This window comes from Pantoea sp. WMus005, assembly GCF_013415305.1.
GTDB classification, from domain to species: domain Bacteria; phylum Pseudomonadota; class Gammaproteobacteria; order Enterobacterales; family Enterobacteriaceae; genus Pantoea; species Pantoea rara.
Genome location: NZ_JACBXU010000002.1, coordinates 67,842 through 91,320, shown reverse-complemented (window position 1 = coordinate 91,320; position 23,479 = coordinate 67,842). Strand labels below are relative to the sequence as shown.

Sequence of the window (23,479 nt, the reverse complement as noted above, 5' to 3'; positions counted from 1 at the left end):
CCACTATAAAAAATATTGCAAACACACTTCCCTGACTCAGCGGAACCGATGCTGAACTCACCGCCTGTCGCATACCACGACCGGCGTCAGATCGAAGCTTCGCCGATTAAGGGAACACAAGACGAGAATCAATACCATGGAAGCAACATCCGAGAACCGCAGCCCTGGCCGGCTCTTCAGCTGGATTGAGCGCGTAGGCAATAAAGTGCCTAACCCGTTTTTACTTTTTGTCTATTTGATCGTGGTGCTGATGGTGGCGACGGCCATTATCAGCGCGCTGGACCTGGTGGTAAAGAATCCCGGTAACGGTGAAATCGTGCGGGTGAACAACCTGCTGAGCGTCGCTGGCATTCAGTGGATCCTGCCCAATATCATCAAAAACTTCAGCAGCTTTACCCCGCTGGGATCGATTCTGGCACTGGTGATTGGTGCCGGGCTGGCAGAAAAGGTCGGTCTGCTGCAATCGCTGATGGTGAAGATGGCGTCACGCGTCAGCCGTCGTTACGCCAGCTATATGGTGCTGTTTATCGCCTTCTTCAGCCATATCTCGTCGGATGCTGCGCTGGTGGTGATGCCGCCGCTGGGCGCATTGATCTTCCTGGCAGTAGGTCGCCATCCGGTAGCGGGTTTGCTGGCCGCGATTGCCGGTGTGGCCTCTGGCTTTACCGCCAACCTGCTGATTGTCACCACGGATGTGCTGCTCTCGGGTATCAGCACCGAAGCAGCAAAAGCGGTCAGCGACACAGTGCATGTCAGCGTCATTGATAACTGGTTCTTTATGGCCACCTCGGTGATTGTGCTGACGATAGTGGGCGCGCTGCTGACCGATAAATTCGTCGAGCCGCGCCTGCCGCAGTGGCAGGGCAATGGTGAGAAGCTGGCGGCACTGACGCCACTGGAGAACCGGGGTCTGCGGGCCGCCGGAATCGCTGCGCTGCTGTTTATCGCTCTGATGGCGCTGCTGGTGGTGCCGGAACATGCACCGCTGCGCAATCCCACCACCGGCGCCATTATCCCCTCGCCTTTTATTCAGGGCATTGTGCCGATCATCATTCTGTTCTTCTTTGTGGTGGCGATTGCTTACGGCGTGGTGACCCGGCAGATCCGCCGTCCGGACGATATCCCGCAGCTGCTGGTCGATCCGATGAAGGGGATGGCGGGCTTTATTGTGATGGTGTTTCCGTTGTCGCAGTTTGTGGCGTTCTTTAACTGGAGCAACATGGGCAAATTCATGGCGATCGGGCTGACCGACGTGCTGGAGAGCGCAGGCGTCAGTGGCGCGCCCGCGTTTCTTGGCCTGATGTTCCTGTCGGCATTTCTCTGTATGTTTATCGCCAGCGGCTCGGCGATCTGGTCGATTCTGGCGCCAGTCTTTGTGCCGATGTTTATGCTGCTCGGCTTTCATCCCGCCTTCGCCCAGATGATTTTTCGCATCGCTGACTCCGCCGTACTGCCGCTGGCACCGATGTCGCCCTTTCTGCCACTGTTCCTGGCCTTTTTACAGCGTTACCAGAAGGATGCGCAGCTCGGCACCTATTACGTGTTGATCTTCCCCTATCCGCTGGTGTTCTTTATCAGCTGGATAGCGCTGCTGATGGTGTGGTATCTGCTGGGTCTGCCGATTGGGCCGGGTGTCTGGCCGAAACTGGCGTAAAGTAGAGGGCCAGGGATGGTACATCTACAGAGCATGTTAGATTCAAATTGCTATAAATTAAAAAAGTGCGCTAACAAGCTAATAACCTGGTTAATTCACATTTGAATTTTTAGTTTCAGAAACAGCCGAGCAGTAAAACCGCCAGTAGCTTACTGGTGTTTTAGACAAAATGTCATCACCTCTGCTTTTCAGGCAAACCCATTTCGACGGTCTCAAGAGATTTGAGCATATAGGGGGTGAAATCGACTTCCTTACCGTTGACGAGGTTGATCATTGAGCCTGAACCACAAAATGCAGCTTCGTCACGTATCAGGCAGAATGACAGACTTTTCTTCAGCCCTTTCTTTTTTTCCTGCAGGGGAATGTTACGGTCTATTACCGCATAGCCACGGGCATTGACGGACCGGATATTATAAAGATCCAGAGGCTGCAGCTCGCTCAGGCTTTTTATGCCATAAACGTCCAGAGAACGCCGGATTTCTTCTCTGTTTCGGTTATATTTTTTCTTTTTCCACTGTTCCGTTTTTTTATCAAAATAGACATTTTCAGCAAGCGATCTGTTTGGGCCATATCCGTCATGTATTACATCGACAGAAAACCAGCAAAACCAAGTGTCAAACGGAGGGTATTTTATTTTTGATGATATGTATTCAGGCGGGTAAAAGTTTTTAAATAAAATGTTATCGCATGAATTATTTCCGCTATTACTGGATATTGCGTCGTAATAATTAACAAACCTGTCTTTATTGAAATAAGATGGCATCTGTATTTCAGGGGTAATGGAACTTACGGCTTTTTGTGATAATAATGCCAAAGTTAATAAAATTAAAATTTCCCTCATCATCCTCTCCTTAGCTGGTCTGATTCGGGTTTTTCGTTGACCGGGCTGTTATGACCATCCGGGAATTTCTGCTCGGTGAGGACGGCTATCGCGCTGCCGTAGACACAGCAGCGGGTATCAAAACCATTCAGTCCCTGATAGTGTTCGTTATTGACCTGGTTCGGCAGATTAACGGCTGCGCTGGCCTGCCAGAATGCCAGGCTCCGATAGTAAATTTTTATCCCGCACCTCCGGGGGGTAACGCTGCACCGCTCAAGTACATGTTCCTTATCCGCGTAAGGCGCCATTCCCCTTGCAACCCAGTAAAACCCTGCGCTGCTGGCTGCTTCATACAGGTCGCTGCTGACGTTATCCCTCCACCGGAGAATGTTCTCCGGGACATGGTTTTCGGTATCAGACAGGTGATTGTCGGTGTAGCGAAGGGGCCGGTGTGCATACAGGCGGTTATATTCATTTGTCAGGATGTTCCTGATATTTTCCGGGCAGGTCCGCCCCCTGAAGCTGAAGTAATCAAAGTAATTCACCGGGCTGGTAAGCTGTAACAGGCCGCGACCGTACCACGGGTAGTACCAGATGTTGTAGACCCGGATGACCTGACGCGTGCGCGGGTCTGTTTCCGTATAGCGGTACCCTTCCTCCATCGACCCCAGCCAGCCCGTTTCCTGAATGCCGTTCCCCAGGAAGCAGGCGATGCGCCGCGGGGTGGTAATCAGGTATTTCTGCATTGCCCTGTTCATATGCGTGCGGATAGTGTCCGCGACGCTGCCGGTGTCATCCCGGTAGGTGATGACTTCCCAGCGATAATCGTTCCGCCCGGCCGTTCTTAACGCGTGCCGGGGAACAAGCTGCTTCAGTTCAGATTTGCTCAGCCAGCAGCACTTGCGAAAATGCGTGATGAAGGCCACCGGGTGAAAATGCCATATCCTGCCTGTACCGAGTTCGCCCGTGTCAAAGCACAGTGCTGAGGCATGAATTTTCAGCCGGCTATAGCCTTCTTCTGACATGGCAGGAACATCGTCAGAGCCTGCTTTAAGCCAGGCATAACGCTGGTCAAAGGTGGCAGCATTCCACTCCAGCGGAAAATGGCAGACCAGACGGCTGCCCAGGTCGCTGAAATGCCCACCGTCCTGCAATCCGGCGATAAGGGGGGAATTACACTGACTGTTATTGTCCGTGTCATCGTCCACCATCCGCCACCCCGTCCAGTGCGGAAAGTCGGCATCGCTGAATTTTTTGATGTCAGGGGAAGCCAGATTGACCATGCCCGTTCCGCCGGGGAAGCTGACTGTACGCCACAACGGGGCATCAGCAGGCGTCAGGGTTTCATGTTCAGTGCTGATGACCCGCCCGAAACGGAGCAGCTCGAACCCGGCACAGGGATTCTGCGGGTACAGACGGCAGGCTGTCCGGTACAGATTGTATTCATACCTCAGACCCAACCTTCTTATGTCGTCAGTCTGGCTGGCATCAGTATTCACCAGCGGCTCCCCTACGGGGTCGAAACATGCCGGCGTGATGGCGTTCTGCCTGCGCGTGAGCATCGTGCAGTCGCCTTTTTCAAACGTCATGCTGACGAAGAGTGGTTCCGTGGAGGTATGAACGGTATTCAGGCGGTCAGTGTCCGGTGAGGCAGCGTCAGACACCGATTCATAAAAGTGTGTACCGGGCGGCAGATAAAAATGGATATCGCCGTAAACCGTGTCCGTTCTGCCGTCACGGGTGATATCGAGTTCAGTCGTGGTGCGTCCGGTCAGTTTCAGCATGTTTTCGTTGTCACAGAACACCGCAAAGTGAAAGGCGTTCACGTTATCCACCGTACCGCTCTGCCCGATGCGGTCCTTGCGCCAGACTCTGGCGCCGTCCCTGACGGCGGGCGCCAGCCGCTCCCGGAGATGCATGTACAGGGAGTAGTACACGACGCTGCAGTTCTCTCCAATATCGGTTTCATGCTTTAGCAGAATATACCCGTCATCCGTTCTGCCATTGTAATTCAGCGGAAAGGCATCGCGGCGGTCAGTGGAGGACGGTGCGCGACAAGAGACCACCACTCCGTCCGCAATGGCGCGGACAAACTCAATGCGATCGTAGCCTTCCTCACCATGGCGGTCAGTATGGAGAACGTGCACGCCCCCATGCCATGACGTGTGCCGGTTGAGCGGGAAATCCCGGTTTATATCCACAGGCATCATTCTGCTGACCCATGACGGGTCATTTTCTCCAGTGTTCCGGGGGCGGACAAACGGCGGGCTTATTATCATGCCGACTTCCTGTCGTGTCTGAATTCTGAGAGCTGCAGGGTAACGTACCCTTTTTTACAAAAACGTTGATTTCGAACAGGAAAGGAGCGAAGTCATTATGTTGACTCAAAAATTTTAAGCCGTGAATCAGGCTGTGGGCAATCTTCCTTATCCACTAGTGTTCTTTATCAGCTGGATAGCGCTGCTGATGGTGTGGTATCTGCTGGGTCTGCCGATTGGGCCGGGTGTCTGGCCGAAACTGGCGTAAGCCCTGGTGCCCGGATAGCCTTCACGTCGGCAACCGCGAAGCGGGTAACACGGCCAGGCTCCATGACGCCACTTTTGATCTCAACAGCTTCTTCAGCTCCGCTTTTACGCGTCCGTGATAAGTTGTCACAAAGCGGGACTATGCTGGCGCAAGGATGCCATTTGCATTCATGCAGACCTGCCCTGGTCGCCGCTGCCGGAGAACGCCTGCCACGGATGGCAAAACCTGCAACGTATATTGCTAAATCGTCAGCAACGTCCCTCTCGGCAACGGCGGATGAATTGACTATTCTGCTATTTCTTCGCTTGCTAACGGTTAACTATTTTAATAAGCCTCTGACCGGCTGCGAGTCGTCTCCACACTGCCTGAGGTTCACGCTGATATGAACACCACCTCCACCAGCCTGCCGCCGATGCATGCTTCATCGGCGGCCCGCAACAGCTTAGCTGCCCGGGTTGATGCACTGCCCTCCTCCGCAGGATTATGGCGCTTTATTACGCTGCTGGCGCTGGGCGGTTTTTTTGAGCTTTATGACCTGTTTGAAACCGGCTATATCAGTACCGGCCTGCTGTCGGCGGGCGTATTTCACACCGGCGCGGCAGGCGTGCTGGGCTTCTCCGATCAGGCGGCCTTCGCCTCGGCCACTTTTCTCGGTCTGTTTTTCGGTGCCAGCCTGCTGGCGCCCTACGCTGACCGGTTTGGTCGCCGTCTGACCTTTATGTGTGCGCTGCTGTGGTATGGGCTATTTTCGCTGCTGATGGCGTTCCAGCAGAGCGCGGAGATGATTATTCTGTTCCGCTTTCTGGTGGGGATTGGGCTGGGTGTCGAGCTGGTAACCATCGACACCTATCTGTCGGAATGGGTGCCGACCCCTCTGCGCAGCCGCGCCTTTGCTTTCTCCTTTTTCGTACAGTTTTTATCGGTGCCCGCTGTGGCGCTGATGTCCTGGTGGCTGATCCCGCAAACGCTGCTCAGCCTCGAAGGCTGGCGCTGGGTGGTAATCGCAGGCGCGGTCTGCTCGCTGGTGATCTGGCTGGTACGCAGAAACCTGCCGGAGTCGGCGCGCTGGCTGGCGCAGCAGGGCCGTCATCAGGAGGCGCATCAGGTGTTGTCCACGATGGAGCAACGCTGTGGCATCCCGGCCGGACCCGCTTTTTCAGCCGATGACGCCGCGGCGCAGCTGCCCAAAAGGGGCCGTTTCAGCGAAATCTGGTCACCCGCTTACCGCAAGCGCACCCTGATGCTGGTGGTGATGAATTTTTTCCAGGCGATCGGCTTTTTCGGTTTTGGTAACTGGCTGCCTGCGCTGCTGTCAGGCAACGGTGCCACGGTGACACACAGTTTGCTTTATGCCTTCTTCATCACGCTGGCCTATCCGCTGGGATCGTTGATTTGCAGCCGCTACGCCGACAGGCTTGAGAATAAGTGGCAGATCGTCCTGTCATCGCTGATGACGGTGGTATTCGGCACGCTGTTCGCCTTCCAGACGCAGCCAGTATTGCTCATTCTCTGCGGCTTCATGATCACCTGGTCCAACGCCTGGCTGACCTTCAGCTTCCACGCCTATCAGACCGAAATTTTCCCGACCCATATCCGGGCGCGGGCGGTCGGCTTCTGCTACTCCTTCAGCCGCCTTTCTACGGTCTTCAGCAGTATTCTGATCGGGGTGATATTGCAGTATGCCGGCACGCCAGGTGTGATTACCTTTATCGTGCTGAGCATGATGATGGTGATGTTGTCGGTAGGGATTTACGGGCCAAAAACACGCGGAATCGATCTGGAGAATATTTAAAACAACAGGCCGTCATCCTGATGATGACGGCCTCTTTTATTGCCGGTTATTTGCCTTCCAGTACTTTGATATCCGCACTGCCCAGCCGATCTTTCTCATCTTTACGCAGCTCAGCGACCTGTTTCGCGCTGACCGGCTCCGACGCCTTGTTGCCCCAGCTGTTGCGCACGAAGTTCACCACGTCCGCCACCTGCTGATCGTCCAGACGCCAGCCGAATGCCGGCATGGTAATGGTCGACGGTGCGCCATTCACGCCTGGTAACTGTCCGCCCACCAGCACGATATGGATCAGTGAGGTGGGATCCTCCGCCAGCACCACTGGATTACCGCGCAGCGCCGGATAGAAGCGTTTATAGCCGCTGCCATCGGTTTTATGGCACGCCGCACAGCTGTCGACGTAGGTCGCAGCACCGGCCTGGCTGTCATCGCCACGCCACAGCGCTTTTGCGGTGGCATCATCCACGCTGAACGCCGCCTGATGAGGATCTTTCGCGCCCAGCGACTTCAGATAGCGCGCAATGGCGGTGATATCGGACTCGCTCAGGTGCTGCAGACTGTGTTCCACCACGTCAGTCATGCCACCAAAAGCGGCGGTCTGATCGTTGCGGCCATAACGCAGGAACTGACGCAGGTCCTCTTCGCTCCAGCGACCCAGTCCATCGCGGTTATCGCCACGCAGGTTGCTGGCGGTCCAGCCATCAATCGGCGCGCTGCTGCCCGCGAGATAGTCACTGCCCTCACCATTGGTCAGCGCCTTCTCCTGCATCGTGATGCTGCGCGGCGTATGACAGGCACCGCAGTGACCCAGTCCTTCAACCAGATAGCGACCCCGCGCCAGCACCGGATCTTCCTGAGCGGCAGGCTGGAACGCTTTCACGTCGGGCGCAAAAATCCCACGCCAGATAGCCAGCGGCCAGCGCATCGACAGCGGCCAGGGAATGTCGCTTTCCCGGTTTGGCTGCCCGACCGGCGCAACGCCATGCATGAAGTAGGCATAAAGCGCCTTCATGTCTTCATCGCTGACCACCGCGTAAGAGGGATAGGGCATCGCCGGATAGAGCGTATCGCCGTTTTTCGCCACGCCCTGACGCACCGCTTTCTGGAAGTCGTCATAGCTGTATTCGCCAATGCCAGTGTCGCGATCGGGCGTGATGTTGGTGGAGTAGATGGTGCCAATCGGTGTCGCCATCGGCAGACCACCGGCAAACGCTGCACCGCCTTTGCTGGTGTGGCAGGCCACACAGTCACCGGCGCGCGCCAGATACTCACCCCGTTTAACCAGATCGTCCTGGCTGCTGTCCGCCAGAGCAACGAACGACAGGGAGCCAAGAATCAGAGCCAGAATGCCATTTTTCATCGCCATATCCTTATGCCTGCACCAGTGGACCGGGGTTTTTCAGGTAGTGTTCGCGAATCGCTTTGGCTGACCAGTAGGTCAGCGCCGCCACCATGCCGGTCGGGTTGTAGCCCAGTCCCTGCGGGAAGGCTGATGCGCCGGGAACAAACACATTCGGCACGTCCCAGCTTTGCAGATAACGGTTAACTGCACTGGTTTTCGGATCGTCGCCCATAATCGCCCCACCACTGATGTGGGTGGTCTGATACACCGTGGAGTCAAAATGGGTACCCGGCTTTTTCGCGCCGCCAATGATCATCTTCGGATTCATCGCTTCAGCAATATTGCGCATCTTACCGACCATAAACTGCGCCATTTTGATGTCGTTCTCCTGCCAGTCAAAGGTCATGCGCAGCAACGGCTGTCCATAGGCATCTTTGTAGTTAGGATCGAGATCAAGGTAGTTGGCGCGATAGGACTGGTGCGCGCCGTGCGCATCCATCGACAGGTGATGAGTGTAGGTATCCGCCACTGCGGCTTTCCATTTGCTGCCCCAGTTGGGCGTACCCGCTGGCACCGGCAGGCCGGAAATCGGTTTGGTACCCGCCTGGTTAACCCAGAATGGCGAACCGCCGACAAAACCCAGCGGCCCGTGATCGAAGTTATCCGCGTTGAAATCATCCACCGCAACACCCGCGCCACCCGCACCGATAAACGGATTAGTGGTGGTATTTTTATCAAACAGCGCCTTGAGCGTGGAGAGGTTCTGATAGGCAAAGTTGCGGCCTACGGTGCCTTCATTGGTCATCGGGTTATACGGTTTGCCGATTCCCGACAGCAGCATCAGATGCACATTGTGGAACTGGAAGGCGGAGAGGATCACCAGGTCAGCGGGCTGAACCTGCTCGCGACCCTGACCATCCACATAGGTCACGCCGGTTGCACGCGTTTTGTCATCGCTGAGATTGACCCGCAGCACATAAGAGTTGTTACGCAGCTCAAACTTCGGCTCCTGACGCAGCGCGGGCAGGATGTTGACGTTTGGCGACGCTTTAGAATACATGTAGCAGGCGTAGCCGCTGCAGTAACCGCAGAAGTTGCACGGCCCCATCTGCGCGCCATAGGTGTTGGTGTAAGGGCCCGAGGTATTGGCAGATGGCAGATCGTAAGGATGATAGCCAACAGACTCGGCCGCCTGAGCAAACAGCTGCGCCGAGTAAGTGCGCTTCTGCGCAGGCAGCGGGAAATTATCTGAGCGATCGGGCGCAAACGGGTTGCCGCCTTTATCTTTGCCGACCACTTTGCCCTTGATGCTCCAGGCGTTGCCTGAGGTGCCAAAGACTTTTTCCGCCTTGTCAAAGAACGGCTCCAGCTCATCGTAGCTGACGCCAAAATCCTGAATCGTCATGCCTTCCGGGATGAAATTCTTGCCATAGCGCTCTTCGTAATGGCTGCGCATCCGCAGCTCAACCGGGTCAACGCGGAAATGAACGCCCGACCAGTGCAGGCCTGCGCCACCAGTGCCGGTGCCGGGCAAAAATGCCGCCAGCTGACGATAGGGCACTGCGGTCTGCGACGCATCATGACGAATGGTCACGGTGCTTTTGGAGAGATCCTGGAACAGCTTTTTGCGGACGTTATAGGTCAGCTCATCAATGGACTGCGGATAGGAACCATCGGGATAGGTATCACGATGCGGTCCCCGCTCCAGCGCCAGCACGTTCAGGCCGGCTTCGGTCAGCTCTTTCGCCATAATCGCGCCTGCCCAGCCGAAGCCGACAATCACCGCATCCACTTTTTTCATTTCGTTTGCCATGCTTAGCTTCTCTCTCCGCGAATCGACACTGACGGGAACGGATACCGTTCGCCGCGCTCTACCCAGTCCATAAAGTCGGCGCGTGCGCCAGGGAAGTTGATCAGCTTCCAGCCGACCATGCCCTGATTCCCGCCGTGGATAGGATCGCTGAAGAAGCCTTCACGGGTGTTCTGCAACAGGAAGCTAAAGAAAACTTTTGCCGGCAACTGGCTGAACTCCGCGCTGCCACTCTCCATCGCCTGCAGTAAGGCATCCTGCTGCTCACCGCTGAGCTGGGCGAACACCTTGCCGTGCTGCTTTTTACTGTAGTTGTCGGCATCGGCCAGACCAAGGCGATAGATCTGCTGAGGCACCAGCGGCAGCTGATAGCCCAGCTCTTTTGGCAGATCGGGATTAAACGGCCCCTGCATATACCAGTTTGAACCCGTGGCATACGGTGTGTTCATCTGACGATCGATAAACTCCGGTACACCCGCTTCCAGCGCACCTGGCCCGCGTTCGTCGCTGGGGATCAGACGCGCTACGGCTGCAGTGATAAAGGCAAACTCTTCGGCGGTGAACCAGTTCGGCTGATAGTCACGCGCCTTCTGCGGCGCGGCCGGGGTTTCAGCCGCCTGCGCGGCCAGCGGCAGGGAGAGCGCGCCCATCGCGGTGGAACCTACCGCCATTGCAGGCGCCAGGGTAATGGTCTTCAGCAAAAAATCCCTGCGTGAATGACCCTTTTTTTGTTCTGACATGACATTGCCTCATTACCGCGCTGACTGGCGGTATGAAAAAAGTGGTGATTGCGTTGTAATGGTTTTTATCAGCAGATACAGGCGTGGAGCCTGGTTGTTACCGGTAACAACCGACATATTGTAACACTGCCATTCACAAAGATTTAGTTCAACGAAACAAAACCGCACAATTTCATTAACATCTATCTCCTTCCTGTCATGAGCAGAAACAACAGACTACAGACAGCGACCTGCCAAAAACGTTATAACAGGCAACACACAACAGCGGAGTGCCTATGTTTAAGTCTTTTTTTCCGCGGCCAGCGCTGTTTTTCAGCTCTGCGGCTGTCTGGAGCTTGTTAGCGATTTTTGCCTGGTTCGGCTTTGCCGCGCATCTGCCCGGCATCTGGCCCACTTTTGAAACAGCAATGAAGCAGCCTCTGCCGACCACAGCAGCGCGATTTATCGCCGTGAGTCAGCTCTGGTTCTATCTCTATTACTGGATAATGGTAGCCATTTTTGCCGTAGCCTGGCGGCTTATCGATCCGCATCCATGGCGACGCTGGTCAGTGTGGGGCTCCGCGCTGATCATCTTTGTGACCTGGTTTGGCGTGCAGGTCGGCGTAGCGATTAATGCCTGGTATGGACCGTTCTATGATCTGATTCAGAAAGCGCTGACCAAAGCGGGATCGGTGCAGATTGCGGCGTTTTACCATGAGGTTTTATCTTTCCTCGGTATCGCATTAATCGCAGTAGTGATTGGCGTCCTCAACTCCTTCTTTATCAGCCACTGGGTTTTCCGCTGGCGTACTGCCATGAATAACTACTACATGCATAACTGGCAGCGTCTGCGTCATGTCGAAGGTGCCGCACAGCGTGTGCAGGAAGACACCATGCGGTTTGCGACGACGCTGGAAAACTGGGGGGTGAGTTTTATTCAGGCGATTATGACGCTTGTGGCATTTTTGCCGGTGCTGGTCGCACTCTCCCATCACGTGAAAGATATTCCAATCCTTGGCAATATTCCTTATGCGCTGGTGATTGCCGCTGTGCTCTGGTCCGTTTTCGGCACCGGGTTGCTGGCGCTGGTCGGGATTAAACTGCCGGGGCTGGAGTTCCGCAATCAGCGGGTTGAAGCCGCCTACCGTAAAGAACTGGTCTACGGCGAAGACAATGCCGATCGCGCCGGGCCACAGACGGTGCAGGAGCTGTTCAGTCGGGTACGGGTTAACTATTTCCGTCTCTACTTTCACTATCTCTACTTCAACATCACCCGCATTCTCTATCTGCAGGTCGATAACGTGTTTGGTCTGTTCCTGCTGTTCCCGTCAATTGTCGCGGGCACCATTACGCTGGGCTTACTCAACCAGATCACCAACGTGTTTGATCAGGTCCGCGGCTCGTTCCAGTATCTGATCGCCTCCTGGTCAACGCTGATCGAACTGATGTCGATCTATAAGCGTCTGCGCAGCTTTGAGCAGATTCTGGATGATGTGCCGCACGATGAGATGATGCGCGAGGCATCGGAAGAGGTGTAACGGGTAAGGATGACCGTTTTTTGACATAAAAAAGCCACTCGTCAGAGTGGCTTTTTCGTTTACAAAATCTGGACGTAACCTCGTTCACCTCATCAGAAACGCCGCCAGGACGCCCGGAGGCGTCCTGTCAGCACAAGAGGGTAAAACTCAGCTTATTTCAGCAGCTCAGCGGTCATGTGAACGCCGTTGTTGGTGTAAGCTTCAGTGATTTTATATGAAGCACCAGCATCCTGAGCCTGCGCAGCGATTTTCGCTTCAGCACCATCCAGTGTAGAGTCGACAGCGGTCACAGATTGGGCGAAGCTGGCGAATGGCAGAACAGAAAGCGCGATAACAGCTGCAAAAGTTTTGATAGATTTCATGGTCAATTCCTCGGTTAATTTTTATCAGGTAAGGCGTGCTGCCTTGTTGATAGATATATTAGTCCGGAAGTTGATCAGTAAAAAGCGGAGAGTTTTGCTTAACTCATTCAGAAAAACTGATGATTAAAAGCACATTTCGCACAGTTATTGCTCAAAAGGTTAATAATCCACTCTATTAAAAAAAGGCAGCATAACCCGCTACCTTCATGAAATTATCCGTGATGCCTTACCCGGCTGAAGATAGTCAGCGCAGCCAGCAGCATCAGCACGCCGCTGGCAACGAACACCCCACCAGCCCCGCGCAGGTCAAACATCCAGCCACCTGCCGCCGCACCAACAGTAATCGCCAGCTGGATAGTGGCCACCAGCAGACCACCGCCCGATTCCGCATCATCCGGCACCGCGCGTGAAATCCACGTAGACCAGCCGGTTGGCATCGAACCAAATGCCATTCCCCAGATTGCCACGCCCGCGCCGACCAGCCAGCTGACATCACCAAAACTCACCAGCATCAGCGCAGTGACACTCATTAACAGTGCCATACCACTCAGCGTCAGCGACACGCTACGGGTGACCAGATAACCGGCCAGCGAGGTGCCAAAGAAATTCGCTACGCCAAACGCCAGCAACACCAGCGACAGTTGATTGAGGTTGAGCTGCGCGACACCTTCCAGAAACGGACGCAGATAGGTAAAGAAGGCGAAGTGGCCGGTAAACATCATGATCACGGCCAGCATTCCCCAGCGCATCACACCGATGCGCAGCAGTGCCAGCACCCCGCCGTTGCGGGCTTTGTTCTCTGCTGGCATCGCGGGCAGCGTAAAGAATTGCCACAGCAGCGCCACCGCCCCCAGTCCGGCGGTCAGCATAAAGATGTTACGCCAGCCTACCAGTCCGCCGAGGTAGCTGCCGAGCGGGGTAGCGATAATCGTCGCCAGCGAGATACCGCTGAAGACAATAGAGAGCGCGCGCGGCACCTGATCGCTGGGCACCAGACGCATGGTGATGGCGGTAGAGAGCGTCCAGAAGCCGCCAATGGCCATGCCCAGCAGCACCCGCGCCAGCAGAATCACCGTCAGGTCAGCCGCAAAGGCCACCATCAGCGCCGAGGCGATCAGCAGCAGCGAAAACACCAGCATCACAATGCGGCGATCGATGCGCCGCGTGACGCTACCGGTGACCAGACTGGTAAACAGCGCCACCAGTGCGGTGATAGTGACGGTCTGTCCCGCCTGCCCTTCAGACACACCAAGGCTGTGGGCCATCGGCGTCAGCAGACTCACGGGTAAAAATTCGGCGGTGATGAGGCTGAATACCCCAAACGCCATTGCAAATACCGCGCCCCAGGCGGGGCGGGTCGGCGAGGAAACCTCATCAGCCACTTCGGTTGTCAGACTCATGCTGCTTCTCCGGAAGATAAAAAAGTGAGTGTGAGCATAGAGCGCCGCGTCAGGACGATCTATGATGCTTACACCTTCATTCTTGATAATTCGTCTGGAATCACATGAGTCACTATGGAGATCTGACCAGTGAACTGCTGATGGGGATGCGCCTGTATGGCGTGAACTATCAGCGCATCGCGGTAAGCGCGCCGTTCGGGCTGCATTATGAACACGCACCGGGTCGGGCACAGTTCCACTTTGTCGGGCGTGGCGCACTGCTGGTGCGCAGCGCCTCCGGCGAGGTGTTTCAGCTCAACAGCGGCGATGCGCTGCTGGTGCCGCACGGTAAACCGCACAGCCTGATCTCCAGTGAGGAGGCGGACTGCCAGTGCATTAAAAACATGGCGAGCAAACCGCTCTGCGACAGCGTCTGCGCCATCGCCGCCCCGGAAGATGCCTGTGAAGACGAGCACAGCGTGCTGCTGTTCAGCGCCTGCATGGCGTTTGAGCTTGGCGGTATGCAGCCACTGATCAACACCATGCCGGATGTGATGCTGGTGAGTACCCTGCTGTCACAATATCCGGAAATCCAGCCGATTCTGGCGGCGATGGAGCGGGAGTCACGGACCCGCCAGGCGGGATTCGCCGGGATTCTGTCGCGTCTGGCAGATGTGGTTGCTGCGTTGATAGTACGCGGCTGGGTAGAGAACGGTTGCGGCCAGAGTAGTGGGCTGGTGCAGGCGATGCGCGATCCCCGCCTGAGCCAGGCGATTGCCGCAATGCATCGCGAGCCGGGCGAAAACTGGACGGTAGCGCGACTGGCCAGCGTGGCAGGCTGTTCGCGCTCAGTATTTGCCGGACGTTTTCTCACTGCCACGGGCATGACGCCGCTGCGTTATCTCACGGAGTTGCGGATGCGGCTGGCAGTGCAGCGGATTGTGAACAACGGTGAAGCGGTGGAAGCCGTCGCTTATCATCTTGGCTACGGCTCGATTGCGGCATTCAGTCGCGCCTTTAAACGGATTGTCGGGCAGTCACCAGGGGCGCTGCGTGCCGGACGCGACGGCACGCAGGCGCTGGCCTCTTAGCGAAAGACGCTGATCGCTTCCACCAGACGGTTAGCCTGATGGGTCATGCGACCAGAAGCCTCGGCGCTTTCTGTCACGCGGGCGGCATTCTGATGGGTGATGTCATCCAGATCTTCCACTGCTGAACTGACTTCGCTGAGCGCGGTCGCCTGTTCCGCCGTGGCGGCGCTGATCTGGGCAATCAGTGCGGTGACATTCTGCACCTGCGATACGATATCCTGCATCGTGCGCCCTGCCGCGCTGGCGTGCTCATTGCCCGAGTTAACCCGGCTGGCGCTGGTTTCAACCAGCATTTTGATTTCGCTCGCGGCTTTGGCGCTGCGCTGCGCCAGGCTGCGCACTTCGCCCGCCACCACGGCAAAGCCCTTGCCCTGCTCACCGGCCCGCGCTGCTTCCACAGCGGCGTTCAGTGCCAGGATATTGGTCTGGAAAGCTATCCCGTCAATGACGCTGGTAATATTGGCAATCCGCTTTGAGCTGTCGGCAATTTCGCCCATCATGCCCATCATTTCGGTCATCACTTCGCCGCCTTTGCTGGCCGCGTGGCTGGTGCCAGCTGAAAGGGTATTCGCCTCATGTGCAGTTTCAGTGTTGCTCTTCACCGTGGCGGTCATTTCGTTCATGGTGGCCGCAGTCTGCTGCACGTTGGCAGCCGCCTGCTCGGTACGGCGGCTGAGTTCGTTATTACTGCGTGCGATGGCGTCGCTGGCACTTAACACATTGATCGCCTGACCGCTGACATCATCCACCAGCCAGCGGAACATCAATCCGAGCTGCCCGATAGCGCGCAGCGTGATGCCGACCTCATCAACGCGGTCCATCTGCCCGACCTTGTGACTCGCACCGGTTGCCACACTCAGCGCCTGTTTGCACATCCGCTCGATAGGACGTGAAATCTGCTGCTCCAGCCACAAACTGCACATCAGAAGCAGTCCGGCCATGCCTGCGGTAAAACCTGCCAGGGCAGCGTGTGTCATGCCCAGTGCCCAGACGCCCGCCACCGAGAGGGGCAGTAACGCCAGCAGCGTGCTGCGAATCCGCCAGCGCAGGGGCAGCGTCTTCAGGATTGAGGCGGGGCGACGCCAGCCACTGCGCAACAGCAGGCCCTTGTGAAAACGTCGCCCTCTGGCACGGCCTTCACGAAAATCCTGATAGAGCGCTTCGGTCTGACGCACTTCTTCTGCCGTGGGTTTGGTGCGCACCGACATGTAACCCTGCACTTTACCGTCGCGCACCACCGGAATGGCGTTAGCCCGTACCCAGTAGTGATCGCCATTTTTACGGCGGTTCTTGACCAGCGCGGTCCAGGGTTCACCCTGTTTCAGCGTCGCCCACATATCGGCAAACGCTTCTGACGGCATATCGGGGTGACGCACCATGTTATGCGGCTGGCCGTTGATCTCATCGGCGGTGAATCCGCTCGCTTCGATAAACGCATCATTGGCATAGGTGATATGGCTGTTGAGATCGGTGGTCGACATCAGTGTCGCATGATCGTCGAACAGATATTCGCGCTGAGAGACAGGCTGGTTGTTACGCATCAAAAGTCCTTGAAGAACCGACGTCCAGCACGCGGCAGTCTGAGTGGCAGCGTGAAAACGGTGGGCTGAGAGATAACGATTACCTTTTTTTATATATTCGGCATGCTTCAGCCCACTCTTTAGCGATTAAGTTAAATTAATGGCAATAAAAAAGCCGCTTTGTAGCGGCTTTCACATTTTTGGCTGATTATTCATCTGTTAGCCGGACTTGAGGATTCCGGCAGCCGGCTAGCTGAGGTCGACATTACGGGTGCCAAACCACCAGGTGAGCAGGAATCCGCCCGTCCAGGCCACCATCAGCCCGGCCAGGTAAACCGCCATACCGGCGAAGATCCCCTGACTGGAGGTCATCAGTGGCAGTGTGACCAGCCCGGAGGGACCAAATACCGTGTTCATCCCCACCGGCAAACCCAGCCACGCCACCAGCCCGATAAAGAAACCGCCCAGCGCCCCGCCACCGCAGGCGGTGATAAAGGGTTTAAGGCGCGGCAGTGTCACGCCGTAGATCAGCGGCTCTCCGACACCAAGCAGGCCTGGCACGATAGCCCCTTTGATCTGCGCCCGCAGCAGCGCCCCTTTTTCGGCTTTGCACCACAACGCCAGTGATGCGCCGACCTGTCCTGCGCCCGCCATCGCCAGAATCGGGAACAGCGAGTTAAACCCCTGGGTTTCCATCAGCGCAAAATAGACCGGAATAAAGCCCTGATGGATGCCGAACATCACCGCGATCAGGAACAGCCCGGCCAGCAGCGCACAGCCAAAGGGATTGTTATTGAGGTGGATAAACAGCCACGACATCCCCTTAAACAGTTCGCCGCCCAGCGGCATGATCAGCAGATAGGTGATAGCCCCGGTGATCACCAGCGTGAACAGCGAGGTGAGGATCATATCGAGGTTGTCAGGAATGATTTTGCGCAGCTGTTTCTCGATCCACGCCCCGCTAATCGCCGCCATCAGCACGCCGATAATGTTGCCACGCGGATCGATCGTCAGGCCAAAGAAACTCTCCATGCCGCTGTAGTAACCCGTGGTGGCCGTGGGCACATAGCCGAGCACAAACAGTGAAGCGATGATGGCGCCATTAACGCCACTGCCACCAAACGCTTTCTGCGCATTGTAACCGATCAGGATGCTGAGGAAGGTGAATAGCCCTTTGCCGAACACCTTCATGTATGCCACGGTGTGCAGCAGCCAGGGCGCATGGTCGCCGGGGGCATTAAGGTGGAGGCTCTGCTCAATCAGCGTCGCGAATCCCAGCAGCAGTCCTGCGCCGATAAAACCCGGGATCAGCGGGGTGAAGATAGTGGCGAAGCGTGACAGGAACTGATGCACGCCACGGGTCTGTTTTGCTTTTAGCTGCTGTTTCTGCTGCGCCGCCAGCTGGCTGAGTTCGGGTGTTTCGCCCTGCGGAGCCAGCGTGGTATGCCTCTGCGCCAGCAGGCTTTGCATTCCTTCGGCGGCGGTTTGCGCTTTGCCCGGCCCCAGGACAACCTGCAACTGCGCCTCGCTATCAATAACGCCTAATACTCCCGGCAGGCTTTTTAACCGGGCCAGATCAACCTGTTCCGGCTGGTTCAGCGTCAGGCGGAGCCGTGTCATACAGTGACCGCAGGCCGCGATATTTTGCGCGCCACCGACCGACTGCAGGATGTCACGCAACAGTGCCTCGGTGATTTTCGCCATTAGCGTGCTCCCGCAGCCTGCAGAGCCTGACGGATAAAGCCTTCATGCTGACTGAGCAGTGCTTTGGCCTCATCGGCAGTCAGGCCAGCCAGCACCATCAGGATGGCAGTTTTGCAGTGTCCGCCACAGGCGGTGAGCGCGGCGCTGGCCGTCGCGTCGTCACAGTCCGTGGCCTGTTTGACGATGTTGACCTGCCGCTGCACCAGTTTCAGGTTGGTGGCTTCCACATCGACCATCAGGTTGCCGTACACTTTTCCGCTGCGGATCATCGATCCGGTGGTGAGCATGTTGAGCACCAGTTTCTGGGCGGTGCCCGCTTTCATGCGGGAGGAGCCGGTGACCACTTCCGGACCGACTACCGGCGTGAGCGCAATCGCGGCGACCTGCGACATGGCACTGCCAGGATTACAGGTCAGCGCCACGGTGGTCGCGTCAAGCGCGTTCGCGTAAGCCAGCGCACCGAGCACATAAGGTGTGCGGCCACTGGCGGCGATACCGACCAGCACATCGTGGCAGCTGAAGTGGATATCTTTCAGGTCCTGCGCGCCCTGCTCCCGGTTGTCTTCGGCGTTTTCTACCGCCTGGAGTATGGCGGTATGGCCACCGGCAATCAGACCGATGACCTGTTCACGTGGCGTACCAAAGGTAGGTGGGCATTCACTGGCATCCAGGATGCCCAGCCGCCCGGAGGTGCCCGCGCCGCAATAGATCAGTCGTCCACCTGCCCGGAATGCGGCGCAGATGGCGTCAACGGCGGCAGCGATTTCCGGCACGATAGCCTCCACCGCCAGCGCCACCTTTTTATCTTCATCATTAATGACGCGCAGCATCGCTTCTGTGGAGAGTTCATCAATGTTCTGGCTGGCCGGGTTGCGGCCTTCAGTGATCATCTGGCTGAGGTCGAGTTTCATGACGGGCTCCGCTAAGGAATAAATTATTCAAATTAACCATTATCATAACGAATGATTAATTCATTGGGTGAGATCTTTTTTCAATGGCTGTGGGGTGAATCATGCTGTGGGAGATTGACTGGCCAGCGCTGAGCGTAAACAGGGTACCTGGCATTCTGAGCTTAATGGTTTTTTGATCGGAGCCGGTCAGAAAAGGTTCATCTGATCGTAAAGACGCATTCGTCATCCATGAGGCGAGTAAACCGGCGGCCGAGGCCCCAGGGATGGGTTGACGCTGGCGTTACGCAGCCCCTTTATATCCCACTGAACGGCACACATGCTGGTCTTTGATTTCTGCATTATCGACCCTGTAAGAACTCAGCGACACAAACAAAAAGGGCCCAACTTTCGTTGAGCCCTTTTTGATGTTAACGCCGTATTCAGCTTGCGGTCTGTGTCCGCAGCTGCAACTCATACTCTTTAGCCTGTTCAGCGTCGAACTGGTTTTCCCAGCGGGCAATGACCAGCACCGCCAGCGCGTTACCGACCACGTTCAGCGCGGTGCGCGCCATATCCATGATGCGGTCAACACCGGCGATAAACGCCAGGCCTTCCAGAGGAATACCGACGCTGCCCAGCGTGGCCAGCAGCACCACGAACGATACGCCCGGCACGCCAGCGATCCCTTTCGAGGTCACCATCAGGGTCAGTACCAGCACAATCTCGTCGGTCAGCGACAGATCAATGCCGTAAAGCTGCGCAATAAAGATCGCGGCGATACTCTGATAAAGCGTTGAACCATCCAGATTAAACGAATAACCGGTCGGCACCACGAAGCTGGTGATCGCTTTCGGGGCGCCGTAGGCTTCCATCTTCTCCATGATGCGTGGCAACACGGTTTCTGAGCTGGACGTGGAGTAAGAGAGAATCAGCTCATCCTTCAGGATACGCATCAGCGTGGTAATCCGCAGCTTACAGAAGCGCGCCACCCCGCCCAGCACCACAAAGGCGAAGAACAGAATCGCCGCGTACACCAGCAACACCAGCTTAGCCAGCGGCCACAGCGAGGCAAAACCGAAGTTAGCAATGGTCACCGCGATCAGTGCAAACACACCTACCGGCGCATAACGCATGATCATGTGCGTCACTTTAAACATCGCTTCAGAAATGCCACGGAACAGGTTCACCAGCGGATCGCGCTGTTCTGACGGCAGTGACGACAGACCTAAGCCAAACAGCACCGAGAAAAAGATAATCGGCAGCATGTCGCCCTTCGCCATTGAGGCGAAAATATTCTGCGGGATCAGCGACAAAATGGTGGTCACCAGGCTGTGCGGACCGCCCTGTACCTCTGCCGTTGTCGCTTCATATTTAGAGATGTCCACCGTTGCCAGCGTTGACATATCAATGCCGGTGCCGGGTTGAAATACGTTAGCCAGCGTAATACCGACCACAATGGCAATGGTGGTGATCACTTCAAAGTAAAGAATCGTTTTGACGCCGATGCGTCCCAGCTTCTTTGCATCACCCACGCCAGCGATGCCGACAATCAGGGATGAAATCACAATCGGTACCACAATCATCTTGATGAGATGAATAAAGATATCGCCTGCCGGGCTGAGCACGTTGGTGACTAACCATTCACGATTGTCTGGCTGATTATGCAACACAGCACCCACAACGATGCCAAGCACCAGGGCTGTCAGAATCTGCCAGGCCAGGCTGATTTTAAAACCTTTCATAACGCGTAATTTCCTCAGTCAAAACCCGTTTCTCTCTACTGCGAAGGTGCAGAAGACAATACACACAGGGAGTGAGCAAAAAGCCCGGTAAATTAGAGGGTGTTTAGAAACAGCGCCTCGTATGAAAATCTGATGATTCCCATACCCATTTTCAGACGCGGTCTGAGTTGATACCTGCAGAACAGGGGCGAGATAAGTACCATTTTCACTGCAGTAAATGCAACCCCCGGAAGATCCGATTAAAAGTTAGCCACCTAAGTAGCATAAAGTGCTGCCAGGAGTAAAAATCCCTAACCTGCTGTTATGAAAAGTAATACTTCGATGACTTTACGCATAGCTATTCAGAGTTGGTTAAAAAGGCTGCCGGCGCGTTTGCTTGCTTTTTATCCAGCCTTTACCAGGATGACACCCTTTTTTAATTCCCCCTCGCCAGCAGGGAGTTAACAGGAAATATCAATCCGGCTGTACGCTTCGTGGCGAGAGGTTTATGACGTGATCTGTGGCGCAAAAAAGAAACAAAGACTCAGGGCAGGCTTTAATTAACCATTGATTGACATATCATTAACATCTTCAAGGAGATCCGTCATGAGCCAAAATCACATTCATCCCGTTCCGGATAATATTGCAGCAAACACCCTGATTACAGCTGAACAGTATCAGGCGATGTATCAGCAATCTGTCGACGATCCAGACAGCTTCTGGGGCGAACAGGGCAAAATCCTTGACTGGATCCAGCCTTACAGCAAAGTGAAAAACTGCTCGTTTGCGCCAGGTAACATTAACATTCGCTGGTACGAAGATGGCACGCTCAACCTGGCGGCAAACTGCCTTGACCGTCATCTCGCCACGCGCGGCGATCACCCGGCGATTATCTGGGAAGGCGACGACGCCAGCGAAAGCAAAACCCTGACCTTCCGCCAGCTGCATGCCGAAGTCTGTCGCTTCGCCAACGTGCTGGAGCTGCTGGACGTGAAAAAAGGCGATGTGGTAGCGATCTATATGCCGATGGTGCCAGAAGCCGCTGTGGCGATGCTGGCCTGTGCGCGAATTGGTGCCGTCCACTCAGTGATCTTTGGCGGCTTTTCACCGGAGGCGGTCGCTGGCCGCATTGTCGACTCCAGCGCCTCGCTGGTCATTACCGCTGATGAAGGGATCCGCGCCGGTCGCAGCATTCCGTTGAAGAAAAACGTTGATGATGCGTTAAAAAATCCGAATGTCACCAGCGTGAAAAATGTGGTGGTGTTCCAGCGCACAGGTAAAGATGTGGGCTGGGTTGAAGGCCGCGATCAGTGGTGGCATGCGCTGATGCTGAACGCCAGTACCAACCACTCTGCAGCCGAAGTCGGCGCAGAAGATCCGCTGTTTATCCTTTATACGTCGGGTTCTACCGGCAAACCTAAAGGTGTGTTGCATACTACCGGCGGTTATCTGGTCTATGCCGCCACCACGTTTAAGTTCGTCTTTGATTACCATCAGGATGATATCTACTGGTGTACCGCCGATGTCGGCTGGGTGACGGGTCACAGCTATCTGGTCTATGGCCCGCTGGCTTGTGGTGCGACCACACTGATGTTTGAAGGGGTACCGAACTGGCCGACGCCGAGCCGCATGGCGGAAGTGGTTGATAAACATAAAGTCACCCTACTCTACACCGCGCCGACCGCCATCCGGGCGCTGATGGCGGAGGGGGACAAGGCGATTGCGGGCACCGACCGCAGCAGCCTGCGCATTATGGGATCGGTCGGCGAGCCGATTAACCCGGAAGCCTGGGAGTGGTACTACAAGAAAATCGGCAACAGCCGCTGCCCGATCGTGGATACCTGGTGGCAGACCGAAACCGGCGGCTTCATGATCACGCCGCTGCCGGGCGCGACCGCGCTAAAAGCCGGTTCTGCCACCCGCCCCTTCTTTGGCGTACAACCGGCGCTGGTGGATAACGAAGGTCAGCCGCAGGAAGGTGCCTGTGAAGGCAATCTGGTCATCACTGAGTCGTGGCCAGGTCAGGCGCGAACGCTCTTTGGCGATCATGACCGTTTCGAGCAGACCTACTTCTCCACCTTTAAAAATGTCTACTTCAGTGGTGACGGTGCCCGTCGTGATGAGGATGGCTATTACTGGATCACGGGTCGCGTTGATGATGTGCTCAACGTCTCTGGTCACCGCCTTGGCACCGCCGAAATTGAATCGGCGCTGGTGTCGCATCCTAAAATTGCCGAAGCGGCCGTGGTCGGGATTCCGCACAGTATTAAAGGCCAGGCGATTTACGCCTATATCACGCTGAATCATGGCGAAGAGCCGTCACCGGAGCTGTACACCGAAGTGCGACAGTGGGTCCGCAAAGAGATTGGCCCGATTGCCACGCCTGATGTGCTGCACTGGACCGACTCACTGCCGAAAACCCGCTCTGGCAAAATCATGCGGCGTATTCTGCGCAAAATTGCCACCGGCGATACCAGTAACCTTGGTGATACCTCTACCCTCGCCGATCCTGGCGTTGTAGAAAAACTGCTTGAGGAGAAACAGTCGATCAAAATGCCTTAAGCGCACGCAGTCCGGCGGGAAGATCGCTTCCCGCCACACCCGCCCTACGCAG

16 protein-coding genes and 1 pseudogene are annotated in these 23,479 nt (G+C 56.0%); 6 read left to right on the top strand and 11 right to left on the bottom strand.

Translation table 11 applies throughout. From position 1 onward, the window contains the following. The first annotated feature begins 136 nt into the window (after positions 1–136). Positions 137–1,654: a p-aminobenzoyl-glutamate transporter gene (gene abgT, locus HZZ01_RS10780; RefSeq protein ID WP_179897268.1), complete on the top strand. Its 1,518-nt coding sequence runs from the start codon at positions 137–139 to the stop codon at positions 1,652–1,654. Positions 1,655–1,829: 175 nt separating this feature from the next. On the opposite strand, the gene HZZ01_RS10775 is transcribed toward abgT, so the two are convergent. Together HZZ01_RS10775 and HZZ01_RS10770 are read right to left on the bottom strand one after the other, a co-directional pair. Then, positions 1,830–2,498, bottom strand: a complete 669-nt coding sequence (locus HZZ01_RS10775) for a hypothetical protein (RefSeq protein ID WP_255434203.1) — start codon at positions 2,496–2,498, stop codon at positions 1,830–1,832. Then, positions 2,495–4,753: a M23 family metallopeptidase gene (locus HZZ01_RS10770; protein WP_179897266.1), complete on the bottom strand. Its 2,259-nt coding sequence runs from the start codon at positions 4,751–4,753 to the stop codon at positions 2,495–2,497. Before HZZ01_RS10770 ends, HZZ01_RS10775 begins: the two co-directional genes overlap by 4 nt. Positions 4,754–4,895: 142 nt before the next feature. On the opposite strand from HZZ01_RS10770, the pseudogene HZZ01_RS10765 reads away from it, so the two are divergent. Both HZZ01_RS10765 and HZZ01_RS10760 read left to right on the top strand, forming a co-directional pair. Continuing rightward, a pseudogene (locus HZZ01_RS10765) lies at positions 4,896–5,000 on the top strand (AbgT family transporter); the annotation flags it as partial. Positions 5,001–5,382: 382 nt separating this feature from the next. After that, positions 5,383–6,792 carry an MFS transporter gene (locus tag HZZ01_RS10760; protein WP_179897264.1) on the top strand — a complete coding sequence of 470 codons (1,410 nt, stop codon included), beginning with the start codon at positions 5,383–5,385 and terminating at the stop codon, positions 6,790–6,792. 46 nt (positions 6,793–6,838) lie between these two features. Here the strand turns inward: HZZ01_RS10760 and HZZ01_RS10755 are convergent, their stop codons facing one another. The 3 genes from HZZ01_RS10755 to HZZ01_RS10745 are packed head-to-tail and all read right to left on the bottom strand — an operon-like array spanning position 6,839 to position 10,681. Then, on the bottom strand, positions 6,839–8,149 hold the full coding sequence (locus HZZ01_RS10755; RefSeq protein ID WP_179897262.1) for a cytochrome c: 1,311 nt from the start codon (positions 8,147–8,149) through the stop codon (positions 6,839–6,841). A 10-nt stretch (positions 8,150–8,159) separates the two neighbouring features. Next, positions 8,160–9,944 (bottom strand): GMC family oxidoreductase, encoded by a 1,785-nt coding sequence (locus HZZ01_RS10750; protein WP_136198245.1) that lies wholly within the window; start codon positions 9,942–9,944, stop codon positions 8,160–8,162. Positions 9,945–9,946: 2 nt separating this feature from the next. After that, the gene (locus HZZ01_RS10745) at positions 9,947–10,681 is read right to left on the bottom strand and encodes a gluconate 2-dehydrogenase subunit 3 family protein (protein WP_179897260.1); all 735 of its coding nucleotides are present in this window, start codon (positions 10,679–10,681) and stop codon (positions 9,947–9,949) included. Between the two features lie 275 nt (positions 10,682–10,956). Between HZZ01_RS10745 and sbmA the strand changes: the two genes are divergently transcribed. Next, entirely contained in the window at positions 10,957–12,198 is a 1,242-nt protein-coding gene (sbmA, locus tag HZZ01_RS10740; RefSeq protein ID WP_179897258.1) for a peptide antibiotic transporter SbmA, read from the top strand. A gap of 152 nt (positions 12,199–12,350) precedes the next feature. On the opposite strand, the gene HZZ01_RS10735 is transcribed toward sbmA, so the two are convergent. Together HZZ01_RS10735 and HZZ01_RS10730 are read right to left on the bottom strand one after the other, a co-directional pair. Beyond that, complete coding sequence (locus HZZ01_RS10735) at positions 12,351–12,560, bottom strand: DUF1471 domain-containing protein (protein ID WP_003855705.1); 210 nt, start codon at positions 12,558–12,560, stop codon at positions 12,351–12,353. Positions 12,561–12,772: 212 nt separating this feature from the next. Further along, entirely contained in the window at positions 12,773–13,960 is a 1,188-nt protein-coding gene (locus tag HZZ01_RS10730; protein WP_179897257.1) for an MFS transporter, read from the bottom strand. Positions 13,961–14,064: 104 nt separating this feature from the next. Between HZZ01_RS10730 and HZZ01_RS10725 the strand changes: the two genes are divergently transcribed. Next, positions 14,065–15,030: an AraC family transcriptional regulator gene (locus HZZ01_RS10725; RefSeq protein WP_179897255.1), complete on the top strand. Its 966-nt coding sequence runs from the start codon at positions 14,065–14,067 to the stop codon at positions 15,028–15,030. Here HZZ01_RS10725 and HZZ01_RS10720 read toward each other — a convergent pair. The 4 genes from HZZ01_RS10720 to gltP all read right to left on the bottom strand — a co-directional run bounded on the left by HZZ01_RS10720 (position 15,027) and on the right by gltP (position 20,886). Next, complete coding sequence (locus tag HZZ01_RS10720) at positions 15,027–16,571, bottom strand: PAS domain-containing methyl-accepting chemotaxis protein (RefSeq protein ID WP_179897253.1); 1,545 nt, start codon at positions 16,569–16,571, stop codon at positions 15,027–15,029. The genes HZZ01_RS10725 and HZZ01_RS10720 overlap by 4 nt on opposite strands. A gap of 228 nt (positions 16,572–16,799) precedes the next feature. After that, entirely contained in the window at positions 16,800–18,254 is a 1,455-nt protein-coding gene (gene murP / locus HZZ01_RS10715; protein ID WP_179897251.1) for a PTS N-acetylmuramic acid transporter subunit IIBC, read from the bottom strand. Next, a complete protein-coding gene (gene murQ, locus HZZ01_RS10710; RefSeq protein ID WP_179897249.1) occupies positions 18,254–19,165 on the bottom strand; it encodes an N-acetylmuramic acid 6-phosphate etherase in 912 nt (303 codons plus the stop codon). The genes murP and murQ overlap by 1 nt, the downstream gene beginning before the upstream one ends. Positions 19,166–19,584: 419 nt before the next feature. Next, positions 19,585–20,886 (bottom strand): glutamate/aspartate:proton symporter GltP, encoded by a 1,302-nt coding sequence (gene gltP, locus HZZ01_RS10705; RefSeq protein ID WP_179897247.1) that lies wholly within the window; start codon positions 20,884–20,886, stop codon positions 19,585–19,587. 585 nt (positions 20,887–21,471) lie between these two features. Between gltP and acs the strand changes: the two genes are divergently transcribed. Beyond that, on the top strand, positions 21,472–23,427 hold the full coding sequence (gene acs / locus HZZ01_RS10700) for an acetate--CoA ligase (protein ID WP_179897245.1): 1,956 nt from the start codon (positions 21,472–21,474) through the stop codon (positions 23,425–23,427). Positions 23,428–23,479 lie beyond the last annotated feature (52 nt).